This is a genomic window from Clostridia bacterium (assembly GCA_024653205.1).
Classification (GTDB): domain Bacteria; phylum Bacillota; class DSM-521; order Neomoorellales; family SLTJ01; genus JANLFO01.
On record JANLFO010000025.1, the window covers coordinates 1 to 13,729 of the forward strand.

The 13,729-nt window shown below is 61.5% G+C and carries 12 protein-coding genes; 11 read left to right on the plus strand and 1 reads right to left on the minus strand.

Features of this window, described 5'->3' with window-relative positions:
• The first annotated feature begins 61 nt into the window (after positions 1-61).
• The 11 genes from dctP (NUV99_10575) to NUV99_10625 all read left to right on the plus strand — a co-directional run bounded on the left by dctP (NUV99_10575) (position 62) and on the right by NUV99_10625 (position 12,485).
• Entirely contained in the window at positions 62-1,147 is a 1,086-nt protein-coding gene (dctP, locus tag NUV99_10575; GenBank protein ID MCR4420542.1) for a TRAP transporter substrate-binding protein DctP, read from the plus strand.
• Positions 1,148-1,316: 169 nt separating this feature from the next.
• Positions 1,317-1,811, plus strand: a complete 495-nt coding sequence (locus tag NUV99_10580) for a TRAP transporter small permease (GenBank protein ID MCR4420543.1) — start codon at positions 1,317-1,319, stop codon at positions 1,809-1,811.
• Between the two features lie 103 nt (positions 1,812-1,914).
• Positions 1,915-3,237, plus strand: coding sequence for a TRAP transporter large permease subunit (locus NUV99_10585; GenBank protein MCR4420544.1), 1,323 nt, complete (start codon positions 1,915-1,917; stop codon positions 3,235-3,237).
• A gap of 108 nt (positions 3,238-3,345) precedes the next feature.
• On the plus strand, positions 3,346-4,590 hold the full coding sequence (locus NUV99_10590; protein MCR4420545.1) for a hypothetical protein: 1,245 nt from the start codon (positions 3,346-3,348) through the stop codon (positions 4,588-4,590).
• A gap of 82 nt (positions 4,591-4,672) precedes the next feature.
• Positions 4,673-5,959: a hypothetical protein gene (locus NUV99_10595; protein MCR4420546.1), complete on the plus strand. Its 1,287-nt coding sequence runs from the start codon at positions 4,673-4,675 to the stop codon at positions 5,957-5,959.
• 306 nt (positions 5,960-6,265) lie between these two features.
• Entirely contained in the window at positions 6,266-7,084 is an 819-nt protein-coding gene (locus tag NUV99_10600; protein MCR4420547.1) for an SDR family oxidoreductase, read from the plus strand.
• 185 nt (positions 7,085-7,269) lie between these two features.
• The gene (gene glmS / locus NUV99_10605; GenBank protein ID MCR4420548.1) at positions 7,270-7,716 is read left to right on the plus strand and encodes a methylaspartate mutase subunit S; all 447 of its coding nucleotides are present in this window, start codon (positions 7,270-7,272) and stop codon (positions 7,714-7,716) included.
• A 62-nt stretch (positions 7,717-7,778) separates the two neighbouring features.
• Complete coding sequence (locus tag NUV99_10610; protein ID MCR4420549.1) at positions 7,779-9,224, plus strand: methylaspartate mutase subunit E; 1,446 nt, start codon at positions 7,779-7,781, stop codon at positions 9,222-9,224.
• Positions 9,225-9,445: 221 nt separating this feature from the next.
• Positions 9,446-10,495 carry a TRAP transporter substrate-binding protein DctP gene (gene dctP / locus NUV99_10615; protein ID MCR4420550.1) on the plus strand — a complete coding sequence of 350 codons (1,050 nt, stop codon included), beginning with the start codon at positions 9,446-9,448 and terminating at the stop codon, positions 10,493-10,495.
• Between the two features lie 85 nt (positions 10,496-10,580).
• Positions 10,581-11,105, plus strand: a complete 525-nt coding sequence (locus tag NUV99_10620; protein MCR4420551.1) for a TRAP transporter small permease — start codon at positions 10,581-10,583, stop codon at positions 11,103-11,105.
• A gap of 75 nt (positions 11,106-11,180) precedes the next feature.
• On the plus strand, positions 11,181-12,485 hold the full coding sequence (locus NUV99_10625; protein ID MCR4420552.1) for a TRAP transporter large permease: 1,305 nt from the start codon (positions 11,181-11,183) through the stop codon (positions 12,483-12,485).
• A 182-nt stretch (positions 12,486-12,667) separates the two neighbouring features.
• Here the strand turns inward: NUV99_10625 and NUV99_10630 are convergent, their stop codons facing one another.
• Positions 12,668-13,585: a LysR family transcriptional regulator gene (locus NUV99_10630; protein ID MCR4420553.1), complete on the minus strand. Its 918-nt coding sequence runs from the start codon at positions 13,583-13,585 to the stop codon at positions 12,668-12,670.
• Positions 13,586-13,729 lie beyond the last annotated feature (144 nt).

Consider the following 13,729-nt stretch of genomic DNA (forward strand, 5'->3'; position numbering starts at 1 on the left):
CTATGAGCGCGGGAGTTTGGAGGAGTTGAAAGCTAAATCATTGAGATAGGAGGTACTTTTCATGCTGAGGTTTCGGGCGGTAAGACTGCTGACCATCTGCGTGCTGGGTCTGGCCTTGATCGCGGCGGGGTGTAGTAAGTCCGGTTCCCAGTCCCAGGGTCCGGCTCCGCAGGGCCAGGCCCCGGCGGAAGAGACCAAGCCGGTTGAGCTTAAAATGGTGATGTTCCTGCACGAAAACGCTACCGGCAACTTTACCAAGCTGTGGCTGGAAAAGGTGGACAAGTACGCCAACGGCCGGATCAAGATCAACGTAATCGGCGGGCCGGAAGCCATACCCGCCTCCGACCAGATAGGCGCGGTGCAGCAGGGAGTAGTGGACATCGCCAATGCCTTGTATTGGCCCGCCAACTCCCTGGTTCCGGGCTTCAACCAGATGGGCGATGCGGAGTACAGTCCCGCCCAGCTGCGCCAGCGCGGGGCGGTCTCCTACATCCAGGAGCTGTTCAAGCCGCACGGCCTGTACTACCTGGGCAACTCCTCGCCCTCGGCGGCGCAAGAACAGGCCACCTTCTACTTCAAGACTAAGGCGGTGCGCAAGCCGGAGGATTTCAAGGGGCTCAAGATAGCTACCTCGGGCGGGCAGCAGAAGGACCTCATAGAGGCGCTCGGAGGTAGTGCTCTGTCGATCCCCTTCACCGAGTACTACACCGCCCTGGAGCGCGGGGTGGCAGACGGGTACTTCATCGGGACGCCGGGGATAACCGCCTTTGGATTAGTGCCGGTTACCCGCTACTGGCTTGACGAGCCACTGGGCTCCGGGTCCGCCGGGTTTTTCGTGAACCTGAAGACCTGGGAAAGCCTGTCGCCCGACCTTCAGGACGCTCTCACCAAGGCTACCGTGGAGTTCGAGGTGGACGCTGAGCAGGCCTGGAACGATCTGATCGACAAGTGCAAGCAAGAGGCCCAGGCCGGCGGGGTGGAGATAGTTCGGTTCTCGCCCGAGGACTCCGCCCGGTTTTACCAACTGGCGCGCCAGAAGAGCATAGAGGAGAACTACGCCTCGGTCGGGGACAAAAGAGAAGTGCTGGATAAGCTGATAGAGCTTACGCTCGACGACAACTTCCACCGGCTGAAGGGCCAGCGGTAGGCTCGTTCCGTCCAAGTCGACGGGCGGACCCGCCAAAGGAGCAAATGCGGGAAGAGCCGGGGGCGGCGCGGCCGCTCCTATCCCGCCGTCCCCGGCCCGGTCTGACGCAGCGGCCGCAGGCATGCGGCCCCGCGGAGGCTGGGCGGAAGAAAGAAGGAGGCGAGATGCAGTGGGTTCTCACAACGGCGAAACCGAAGCCCTATCGCGGGTCGTCTGGGTGATGGTAGCCGTGGCCTGTGTGCTGCTGGTGGGGCTGGATACCTTTTGGCTCGCCGGCGACGTTCTTTCCCGCTGGCTTTTCTCGAAGACCTGGAGCGGCCTTTTCGAGATTACCGAATACAGCTTGCTGTGGATCACCCTGTTGGGTGCCGGTTGGGTGACTAAGAACGCCGGTCATGTGCGTATGGATCTGCTGGTCGGTCGCCTCGGCCCTCGGCCCCAGCGGGTGGTGCGCATAATTGCTCTGGTGGGGTCGGCGGTGGCCCTGGCGATCATGGTTTGGTTTACGGCCTGGCTTACGATTCACGACTACCGCGGCGGAATCAAGTATACCACCGTGCTGGAACCGCCCAAGTGGCCGGTAGAGATGGTAATGCCCGTGGGGTTTGCCATCATGCTGCTGTATGTCTGCCGGGACCTGTACCGGTTGCTGAAGTCCCGGTAGCCGGCAAACCCGTAGGGCCATACCGCGCAATTGCGCCTGCGGTGGTACGGCTGTATCGACATGCCCGCGGGCCCGAGGCCCGCACGAAAGGAGTTGCCGCCCTATGGAGTGGCCGGTAGTCTTTGCCTTAATGTTGGCTTGCCTGGTCGTTTTGATGCTAACGGGCATGCCAATCGCCTTTGCCTTCCTGCTTACCTGCATCCTTGGATCGGTTCTCTTCTGGGGAGGCCTGTCCGGCTTGGGACAGCTGGCGATGAGCGTGGGTAATTCGGTGGTAATGTTCTCGCTCTTGCCGGTCCCGCTGTTCCTACTTATGGGCAACATAATATACTGCACCGGCCTGGGGACCATGATAGTGGGGGCTCTGGATAAGCTTCTGGGCCGGTTGCCGGCGCGGTTGAGCGTACTGGCGGTGGCGGTGGGCGCGGTGCTGGGGAGTATGATCGGGATTAGCGGCGGCAGCATCGCCATCACCGCCACCAGTCTGGTGCCGGAGATGAAGAGGCGGGGCTACCGTCCGGAGATGACCATCGGACCCATCGTCTCCACCGGCACCCTGGGCACCATGATTCCTCCCAGTGCCTTGGGAGTTTTCCTGGCGGCCATGGGCGGAATTTCCGCCGCGAAGGTCCTCGTAGGCATAATCGTACCCGGGCTGCTCCTCGCCGTGGCCTTCGCGGTCTATATCCTGGTGCGCGTGGCCCTAAAGCCGGACCTGGCCCCTGCCTACGAGGTGGAAAGGGTGCCCCTGCAGGAGAAACTGCGGGTGCTGGTCCGCGAGCTGCTGCCGTTCCTGCTCATCATTTTCTCGGTACTGGGCGTCATCTTCCTGGGCATCTGTACTCCCTCCGAGGCCGCTGCCTTCGGTGCCATAGCCTGCTATGTGCTGGCCGCCGCCTACCGGAGACTGACCTGGCAGGCGGTCAAAGAATCCGCGGTGGCCACCATCGAGATCACGGCCATGATCCTGGTGATCACCATGGGGGCCATGAGCTTCAGCCGCATCCTGGCCAGCAGCGGGGCGGTCAACGGCTTCATACACTGGATCACCGACGCCCAACTGTCACCTTGGCTGGTCCTCATCGGCACCCAGGCGATAATCATGGTCCTGGGGTGCTTTATGGAGCCGGCGAGTATCGTGATGCTCACCGTGCCGGTGTTCATCCCGCTAATGTCCGCGTTAGGCTTTGACCCGATTTGGTACGCGGTAATAATGCTTCTCAACATCCAGCTCGGCCTGATTACCCCGCCGCTCGGCCTAGACGTGTACAACGCCAAGAGCGTGGTCTCCCGGCTGGACCCGGACATCACCGTCGAGGATGTCTTCCGCTCTTCGATGCCTTTCTTCTTCATCGGCGTCCTGGTGATGGTCCTGCTGATGATCTTTCCGCAGCTGGTGCTCTGGCTCCCCAGCGCGGCTAAGTAGTTAGGGCGGGGCCGGGTGCCAACCACGAAAAGACCCTTCCAGGGTAGGGGCGACGACGGCACCGCAGACCCCGGAACCGATTAGATTATCCGTAGGAGGGTGACACTGGTGAATGGGAGCGCACAGGAGCTTTACGCGGAGAGGTTGAAGCGGCTCGAAGATGCCATCGCCCTGCGGGTGCCGGACCGGGTTCCGGTGGCCGTTAACTGGGGCTTCTTCCCGGCCCGGCACACCGGGATAACCTACCGGGACTTCATGTATGACCCGGATAAGGTCCTTGCCGCCGCGATCCGGATCCACGAGGACTTCGCGCCCGACCTGGCCCAGAATCCCTTCGGCCTGTACTATACCGGCCCCATAATGGAAGCCCTGGACTTCCGCCAGATGCGCTGGCCGGGGGGAGGCCTGGACGACAACACCGCCTACCAGTTCGTCGAAGCCGAATACCTGCCGCCGGAGGAGTACGACCACTTCCTCTCTGACCCCAGCGACTGGGTCATGCGGAAGTACCTGCCGCGCATCTGCGGGGCCCTGAAGGTCTTCGGGGAGCTTCCTCCCTGGCGCGATGTGCACGGCCCGGCCAGCTTTCTCGGTCTGGTCCCTCTGGCCACGGAAGAAGGGGCGCGGGCCCTGGAGGCCCTCCGCCGGGTGGCGGAGGCAGGGAGGAGGCTTCAGGAGTACTCGCAGCGCTTTGAGGAGGAAATAACCAAGAGGGGCTTCCCGCTCTTACTCGGCGCCACCACCCTGGCTCCGTTCGACTTCCTGGGCGACTTTTTCCGGGGCACTCGGGGTATTCTGCTCGATATGCGCCGCCGACCGGAGAAGTTGCTTCAGGCCCTGGAGAAAGTGACCCCGTGGCAAATAGAGCGGGCCGCAGCCCAGGCCAAGGCGAGCGGCAGGAAAGGGGTATTTATCCCGCTCCATAAGGGCGCCAACGAGTTCATGAGCGAGGAACAGTTCCGTATCTTCTATTGGCCAGGCTTAAGGCAGGTGATCCACGGCCTGGTTCAGGAGGGACTTATCCCGATGGTGTTCGTGGAATCCGACTATACCTCCCGGCTGGAGATAATGAGGGACGTTCCCGCCGGGCGGGTGGTGTACCACCTCGAGAAGACCGACGTTTATAAGGCCAAGAGCGTCCTGGGGGACAGCGTATGCCTGCGGGGCAACGTTCCCACCTCGCTCCTGTGTGTGGGCACACCCGAAGAAGTAAAGGCCTACTGCAAGAAACTCATCGAAGAGGTGGGCCGCGACGGCGGCTTCATCCTGGACTCCTCCACCCACGTGGAGGACGCCCGGCCGGAAAACGTCAGGGCCATGATTGAGGCGGCCAAGGAGTACGGTAACTATTAGGTAAGGCGAGGGAAAGCCAGCCGGCGCGCCCTACAGCTCCTACTGGGGTTCAGCGCCGAGGCAGCAAGGAGGTGAGCCGCTCATGGTTTCTACGTCCGGGACCGACCGGCTGATCAACGTCTGGATTACGGGCGAGGGGATCGAGTTCAAGAGCGAGGACTCCGCGGCGCAGTACCGGCAAAGGGCGAGGCGCCTGCTCGACGCCGTGCAGCTTCGGGAGCCCGACCGGGTGCCGGTTTGCCCGTTGGTGGGGTTCTTCCCCGTCTATTACGCCGGCCTGACGGTTCAAGAAGCGATGTATGATACTGCCAACGCCTGCCATGCCTGGGAGAAATACGTACTGGATTTTCGTCCTGACGCCTTCCAGGGTCCGGGCCTGGTGTGGCCGGGAACGGCGCTGGAGCTTCTGGACTACAGGCTGATGCGGTGGCCGGGACACGGTACTCCCCCGGATATTCCCTACCAGTACGTAGAGGGGGAGTACATGAAGCCGGAGGAGTACGACGCCCTTATCGATGACCCTTCCGACTTCTGGCTCCGGCATTACTTCCCCCGCATATTCGGCTCCTTGGCTCCATTGGCCGCACTCCCCCCGGCGACCGATCCCATCGCCGTCGGCAATTTTATCCCCTTCGGAACGGTTGAGGTTCGCCGGGCGCTGGAGGCGGCGCTGGCCGCCGGGGAAGAGCTTTCCCGCTGGGCGGCGACCGTGCGGGCGAGTGAGCAGCGGCTACAGGCCCGCGGCTTCCCCAAACTGTCCGGAGGGGTAGCGCTGGCGCCCTTCGACATGCTCGGCGACACCCTCCGAGGAATGCGGGGCATCATGATGGATATGTACCGGCGTCCGGAGAAACTCCTGCAGGCCTTGGACAGGCTCACGCCTCTGGCGATCCGCATGGGGGTTTCCTCCGCCCGCTCGGCCGGCCACCCCATCGTATTTATCCCCCTGCACAAGGGCGCGGACGGGTTTATGTCGAGCCGGCAGTTCGAGACCTTCTACTGGCCGAGTCTTAAGAACACGGTCCTGGGATTGGTTGCCGAGGGGTTGATACCCCTCCTGTTTGCCGAAGGCGGCTACGACACCCGGCTGGAAACGATCCGCGATCTGCCTCCCGGCCGGGTGATCTGGCTCTTCGACCAGGTGAATATGAGGAGGGCCAAAGAGGTACTGGGCGGGATGGCGTGCATTGCGGGAAATGTGCCCGGCTCGCTGCTGGCGCTCGGTACGCCGGAGGAGGTCAGGCGGTACTGCCGGGAGCTTATTTCGGAGGCCGGAAGGGGAGGAGGGTTTATTCTCAGTTCCGGTGCGGCCGTGGACCAGGCGAAGCCGGAGAACCTGCGGGCGATGATTGAGGCAGCCGGTAGTTAGGCGGAGGCTGGGGCAGATGACGCAAGCCCATCGCAACGGTATCGCGAGTACAGAGGTGAGCGAATAAACCCCGGATTATAAAGGCAATATATTAGACTATATTTGACTTTTCAATTGAAACTGTGATAGTAATGATTAGACCTCCGGCAGCCCTTGTTTCTTGGCTGGCAGAACTGACCTCTGCGGTTCGCGTACGGGGACGTCAACAAACTAACGCCTTTTGGACACAGCTCCTGGCAGTTTGTCACTAAGGGCATTGCCTCTTTTGGGGGCAGCTGAATACAAAAAAGCGGAGGTGTCTAAGAAATGTTGCTTGCCGGGCGGGTAGCCATAGTAACCGGAGGCGCCCTGGGTATGGGGCGCGCCATCGCCAAGGTATTTGCCGAGCAGGGATGCGACGTGGTCATTGCCGACATCAACCTCAAGGAAGCCGAGAACACCCTGGCGGCGGTGAGGGGGGCCGGCCGGGACGGCTTGGCCCTTAAGTGCGACGTTTCCAACAGCGCCGAGGTCAAGGCCGTGGTGACGGAGGCGCTTAACCGTTTCGGAAAGGTGGATATTCTGGTGAATAACGCCGGCCGGGGCCCGGGCGCGGTACCGATGGACAAGCGCGGCATAGCCGATATCTCCGAGGACCTCTGGGACCGGCTGATTGCCATCAACCTTAAAGGTGCCTTCCTTTTCTGCCGGGAAGTGGTGCCGGGGATGAAGGAAAGGAGGTACGGCAAGATAGTCAACCTCTCCAGCATCGGCGTGCTCAGCCCGCCGGTACCCACCGCCCACTATCACGCCGCCAAGGCCGGCATCGTCGGGATGACCATGGATATGGCCGTGGAGCTTGCCCCCTACAACATCAACGTCAACGCCATCATGCCCGGACCCGTCCGCACCGATTTTTACGCCGAGACGATAAAGAATAAGAGCCCGGAGGAAATCGAGGCCTTCTTTGCCCAGTTGGGCAAGTCAACCCCCCTGCAGCGCGTGGGTCTGCCCGAGGACATAGCCTACGCCGCTCTCTTTCTGGCGTCGGACTGGGCTTCGTTTATCACGGGCGTGACCATACCCGTGGCCGGCGGCCTGCCCCTGCAGCCCCAGAGAGGAGTCCTGGTGGAGGCCAGAAAGTAGGGGGCCCCGAGAAGAGCAGGCCGGTGGAGGGAGATCGGACGGCCGGAAGCCGAGGCGCCAGGTGCCGCCGGAGGACCGCGGGGGAGGTAGTTGGCTCGGCGGACGGCCGATCGAGGGGCTGGGACCGGCAAAGCAGAGTGATACGGGATAGGTGAAACCGGATAGATAGCCAGGGAGGGAAGATAGTGACTGCCCAGGAGGAGACCAAGGGCACGGTAGTGACCGGAGTGATCGGTGAAGACGTTCACGTTGTGGGGATGAGGATTATCGAGCACGCCCTGGCGGCAGCGGGGTTCAAGGTAAACTCGCTTGGGGCTCAGGTCTCGAGGGAAGAGTTCATACAGGCCGCTCTGGAAACGGCGGCGGATGCCATCCTGGTGTCCTCCTTCAGCGGCCATGCGGAGATTCTTGCCGAGTCCTTCCGGGACATGTGCGTGGAGGCCGGACTGCGCGACGTAATCCTCTACATCGGGGGCTACCTGGGAGTGAGTGAGGAGCCCTGGGAAGGCGTAGAGGCCAGGTTTAAGAAGCTCGGCTTCGACCGGGTTTATCCGCCCGGCACCTCGCCTAATCGGGTAGTACAGGATCTTGCCGAGGATGTTCGCGCGCGTAAGAAGGCCGCCGGCCGGTAGGACGGGGCGTGAGCAAAGCAAGCGCCGCAGCCTTAATCCAGATCAGGTTTGGGGGGAGAAGGGTGCCACAGCCGATTAGGAACCGCAGGTTGGAGGAGGACGAATTCTTCGCCGAGAGGGCCGAGGTCCTGGCCCAGTGGCCCACCGGGAAGGAAATCGACCTGGAAGAGGCGGTCGAATACCACAAGAGCCTGCCGCCTACCAAGAGCTTCGTGCACAAGCTCCGCTATGCCAAGGAACACGGCGAAATCTACGCCTCCACGGGCATGGGGAAGGCCACCCTGGAGGAGCAGCTGGAGCTGTACCGATACGTGGAAAGAGAGGGTCAGGCCGACCTTCTGGGGATGTCTCCCGACAGCCTCACCCGGCAGAACGACTACCAGGCGGTTCAGAAGGGTCTGGAGGAGAGCCTGCGCACCGGGAAATCGGTCCTGAACGGCTTTCCGGTGGTAAATTACGGGGTAAAGGCCATAAGGAAACTGGTGGAAGCGGTGGGTTGCCCGATTCAGCCCCGCTACGGGGCGGCGGACGCCCGGCTCTGCGACGAGATTCTTCTCGCCGGCGGCTGCACCGGCTCGGCGCCGGACCTCTTTATGGACTTCTGGCAGCATTCGGCGCGGGTCCCGCTGGAGAAGGTCATGCGCACGCACCAGTACGTTTGCCGGCTGATCAGTTATTACACCGAGCGCGGGGTGCCCATGTACGCCGCGGCTCAGGGCTTCTACGGCGCCGGGATCCCCCCCTCCCTGCAGACGGCCACGGTGATCGTCTCCTCGGCCCTGCAGGCCGGGCAGGGCGTCAAGCACCTCTACGTGGCCTGCGTGGGTCACGGGAATCTGGTGCAGGACGTAGCCTCGGCGCGGGTGCGCCTGCGGCTGGCCCGGGAGTACCTCGCGCGCCTGGGCTATGCCGACGTCGAATTCTTCTGGGGCCTTAGCTTCAACCTGATGCAGTATCCGGCGGAGGCGGGCCCGAGCCTGGCGGTGGTTTTCATGAATACCCTGATGGGCAAGCTGATCGGCGCCCAGCTCAGCGACATCCGTACGGTGGCCGAGGCCAAGGCCATCCCTACTAAGGAGGATATTGCCAACACCTTCCGCACGGCCAAGGTAATCCAGAACTACCTGCAGCCCCAGAAGCTCGAGGTAGATCGGGAGGCCTGCCGGCTGGAAGAGGAAATGCAGGAGAAAGAAGTGCGCTCCATTCTCGAGAAGGTCCTCGAGTTCGGCGATGGCGACATCCTGGTAGGGGCCGCCAAGGCAGTGGAGGTAGGAGTGTTGGATAACCCCTTTGCCGCCAACCGGGCGGCGGCGGGCAAGGTTATGGGCATAAAGGACGCCGAGGGAGCAATACGCTATCTCGACATCGGCAATCTTCCCTTCCCAAGCGAGGTCGTAGAGTACCACCGAGAGAAGATTGCCCAGAGAGAGAAGAGGTCCGGCCGCAAGGTAGACTACGAAACCATAGTCAACGACCTCCTGGCCGTAAGCCGGGGCTACCTGGTTTAGGTGCCGGGGGAAGCGGGCAAAGGGGGGTGATAGCCGGTTCGCGCGGTTTCTCGGGCGCGGCGTCGTGCTTGCGATCACCGGCCCGCCGGGAGTGCAGTGCACGGCTGCCGGGGGTTTGGCGAAGAACTTGCAAACGGTGAGAGGTAGCGAAGGTTGTGGGAGGACCACGATGCTTCGCTGGTGAGCCCAAATATCACCCTGGAAGGGGGCCCAACCCAGAAATGAAACGCAGATCGGTATTAGTCGTAGCGGTAGTCCTGGTGGTAGCCCTGCTGAGCGGGCTTATGGTTTCTTGCGGAGGACAGAAAGCCGGGGAGCAGACGGGACAGCAGGGTACGCAGACGGTGGTGCTCAAGTTCGCCAGCTTCCAGACCGGAGCGTATGTAGACAAGGAGCAGGCCTTCGTGGATCGGTTCAATGCCCGGTGCGGCCCTGCCTACCGCATAGAGTACTATCCCTCCGAGCAGATGGTAGGCATGGCCGAACTGCTGGATGCCGGCCGGACGGGCGTGGCGGACCTGGTCAGCTTGGTACCCAATGCCTATGCTGCCCACGACCCGAGGCTGGGCGCCATAGAGTTGCCCTTCCTGTTTAACAATATTGACGCGCATGTAGAAGCCCTGCCCAAGCTGGCGCCGCTGTATAACGAGGTGCTTGAGCAGCAGTTTAACCAGAAGCTTCTGTGCGTGCATAACTTCACCGCTACCGAGTTGCTGAGCACCCGTCCGGTGAAGACCATGGAGGACTGGCGCGGCCTGGTAGTCCATGCTGTGTCTCCGGTAATCTCCAATGTAGTGACCAGCCTGGGAGGCAGCGCCGTATCCCGTCCCTTCCCCGAGGCCTACGAGTTGCTGCAGAAGAAAACGGTAGAAGCGACTTTTAACGCCCCAGGTATGATAACCACGTATAAGCTGAACGAGGTGGCCAAGAACCTGACCGTGGCCTACTTCTCCGCCGCCATGCACGGCATATCGGTTAACCTGAATAGCTGGAACAAGCTCCCGGCGGACGTCCAAAAGGCCCTGGTCGAGGAAGCCGAAGCCTACGCCAGGGACATGGACGAGTGGTGCAAGGGCGATGAGTACGAGGGCGCGCTCAAGCGGCTGGAACAGGCCGGGGTCCAGGTATACCAGGTGCCCAACGCGGAGCGGGAACGCTGGAAAGAAGCGTGCCGGCCTTACCTTGAGAAGCAATTGCAGACTCTGGGCGATTTCGGGCAGCAGGTTCTGAAGATCGCCGAAGAGGTCAACCAAAAGCACCCGATTCAATAGGGGTTGTCGGCCTCTGGCACCCTACCGGTCCGCCCGCCGATGCGGGGGGACCGGTAGGGTAGTTTGAAGTCGGGGAGGGGTAAAGTTGGCGGACCGGTCCCTACCGAGAGTGGGGCGATTCATCGATCGCCTGACCCAGGTCATGCTGGCGGCAAGTGCCCTTTCGGGAGTGGCGCTTGCCGTGGTGGTGACCTACGGGGTGTTCATGCGTTATGTCCTCCGCACCGCCGAGCCTTATAGCGCGGAATTGAGCGCCATAATACTGCTGTTTCTGGCCTTACTGGCAATACCCGGCGTGGAGGCTTTGGGTCGACACGTCCAGAACGACATGCTGAGCTCCCACTTTCCGCCACGGGCAAGCACTCTGGTGCTGCAGGTTTTGGCTCCCCTGGTGGCGCTGTTGTTTGTGGCCGTATTGATCTGGAAGAGCACGGGAAATGCCCTGTATTCGTTAAAAATCGGGCAGATCAGCGCCTCGGCCTGGGCGGTGCCGCTGGGGCCGATCAAGCTTATCATACCTGTGGGCTACATCGTGCTCTGCCTGGTTATCGTCCAGAAGCTGTGGCGAGGCGTTATCGGGTTGACGGGCAGGTCGTCAAGAGACCGGTAGGGGGCGGAAGGAGGTCCGGGTGGCTCGGCTTCCTTCCCGTGTCCTGCAGATTGTACGGGGAGGCAGAAGGTGGGCATGGAACCGGTCACGATTGCTCTGGTCTGCATTGCCGGAGCATTGGCGCTGATGCTGCTGGGTATCCCTGTCGTTTACTGCCTGGGCTGCACGGGGGCGGTGATGGCCTTTCTCATTTACGGGCCGGTCAGCCTGGACAAGGCGGGCTGGACCACCTTTACTACTCTTTACAACATAAACTGGGTTCCCCTTCCCCTGTTCGTTCTCATGGGTTGTATCATCAGCCAAACCTCCATGGGGCAAGACATTTATAGGGCCGCGCGCAACTGGCTCTCGCGCCTGCCCGGGGGTCTTGTGGTGGCCACGATATTTGGCGAGGCGGCAATGGCCTCCGCGGTGGGCAGCAGCACGGCCTGCGCCCTGGCGGTGGGAAAGATGGCCGAGCCCGAGTTCGAGCGATACGGCTACAGTAAACCCTTCGCCATGGGAGCCCTTACCTGTGGCGGTGTACTTGGCCCCCTGATTCCGCCGAGTATTGGGTTCATTACCTACGGAGTTCTGGCGCAGGTGTCTATCGGGCAGCTGTTCATTGCCGGGATAGTACCGGGCATTATTCTGGCGTTCATGCTGGCGGGCGTGGCGGTGATAATGTGCTGGAGAAACCCGGTCCTGGGTCCGCCGGCAGGCGCGGTCTCCTGGGCCGAGCGGCTCTCCTCACTCAAGAAGGTCTGGCCGTTAGTCGCAGTCATGCTCTCCATCATCGGAACGATTTATCTGGGAATCGCCAGCGCCGCCGAGGCAGCGGGCGTGGGTTGTGTGGTGGTCATAATACTCGCGTTTTTCGTATACCGTCTTCGCTGGGCCGACTTCTACCGCGCCATCGTAGAGGCGGCGACCCTCAACGGCATGATCCTGTTCATGATGGTCGGAGCCTGGTTCTATTCCTACGTCCTCGGCACCTCGGGCGCTGCCAAGAGCCTGATGGAGCTGGTCTACGGGACGGGCTTGCCTCCGCTGGGAATAGTCTTTCTTATAAACATTATCCTCTTGATCTTGGGATGTTTCATCGATGCCATAACCATCATGCTGCTCACCATACCCCTTTTTGTTCCCATCGTCGTCGGCCTGGGTTTTGATCCCGTATGGTTCGGGGTACTGTACGTGGTCAACATGCAGATAGGGCTGATCACTCCCCCCATGGGACTGGACCTGTTCACGGTGCGCTCCGCCTTTAACCTCCCCGCGGGACACTTGCTGCGCGGGGTGCTGCCTTTCCTTGTGGTTCTGATTATTTTCCTGCTCCTGCTGGTATTCTTCCCGCAGCTGAGCCTGTGGCTGCCCGGCACTATGGGAATGGGACGGTGAATGAGTCGTCTTGGGCGGGAAGCCGTGCGTCAATCCCTTGGCGGAAAGGTGCCGGTTCAGCGGCACCTTTCCCCTTGCGGGCGGCATGAATCGCGTGGGATCTGAGGCCAGCATCATGGTCACATGGTCATAAGTCCCCCGGGATCACCGGAGGGTAATGCCGGGAGCGCTGTTGCCCGGGCTCACAGCGCCTCTGTATCGGCTATGAGTTCACTCTGCCGAAGCGTGGAGCAGAAGCGTTCGGCCAGGTGGTTACGGGGGCCGCGGGGACGAATCGCCTGATACTGCTGCTTGGGAAGCGGAGCCGGGGGCTCGAGTTTCAGGAGGGTTCCGTTTCTCAGGTCGTCCTCCACGGTGATTTCATGGGTAATGGCGAGCACGGGGCTGGTCCTGACTATCTTCTTTACGGCCTCGGGATGAGTCGCCTCCAACACCGTGCGGGGATGCACTCCCAGGGTTGTGAAATAGCGGTCAACCATTTCACGCAGGGCAGACCCCGGGGGAGGCAGCACGAGAGACGGATGACGCCAGTCAAGGCACTCGGCGACCTCACGATGCTTTGCGTTGGCCACCGCTACCAGGCCCAGGTGAAAGGTGAACTCCTGCAGGGTGCCCGGCGCCTCATATCGTGCCGGAATGATGCCGACATCGTAATGACCGGCCCGCACCCCTTCGGCAATGGCGTTGTAGTCGGTAGTAATCATCAACGTTACTGACGGAACGGTGCCGACGAGGCCGAAATGGCTGCGGTACCGGCTGGCTACCTCGGGAAGGAGGTAGGTACCGGTCAGGAGGTCGGATATTACCTTGACCGATGTTGCCGCCTCTTCTTGGATTCTGAGCCTTTCCAGCCCTGCCACCAACTTGTCAGCGTCCCGAACCATCCGGCGCGCCGTTCGGTAGACCATTCTCCCGGCCGCAGTAAGCTCCACGCTGTTCGAAGCATGGCTTCTGGCGAGGAGCCGGTGGCCGAGCTCACGCTCCAGGGCCTTTATCTGAACGCTTATGGCCGGCTGGGTGACGTGAAGCCTCTGCGCAGCAGCAGAGAACCCCCCGGTTTCAACCACCGTGAGAAATACCAGTAATTGATGCAGCGTCACGGCCTTGTATCCACCTTTCGTCTTCGCGGTTATAAGCGAATACCTATATCGAATATACCAAATTGAATTTGCTTTCGCAAGTGAGGCCTGATAGACTCTTCCCAGAAGGGGGTGAGATTCGCTCAAGACCGCTCCCAGGGGGCG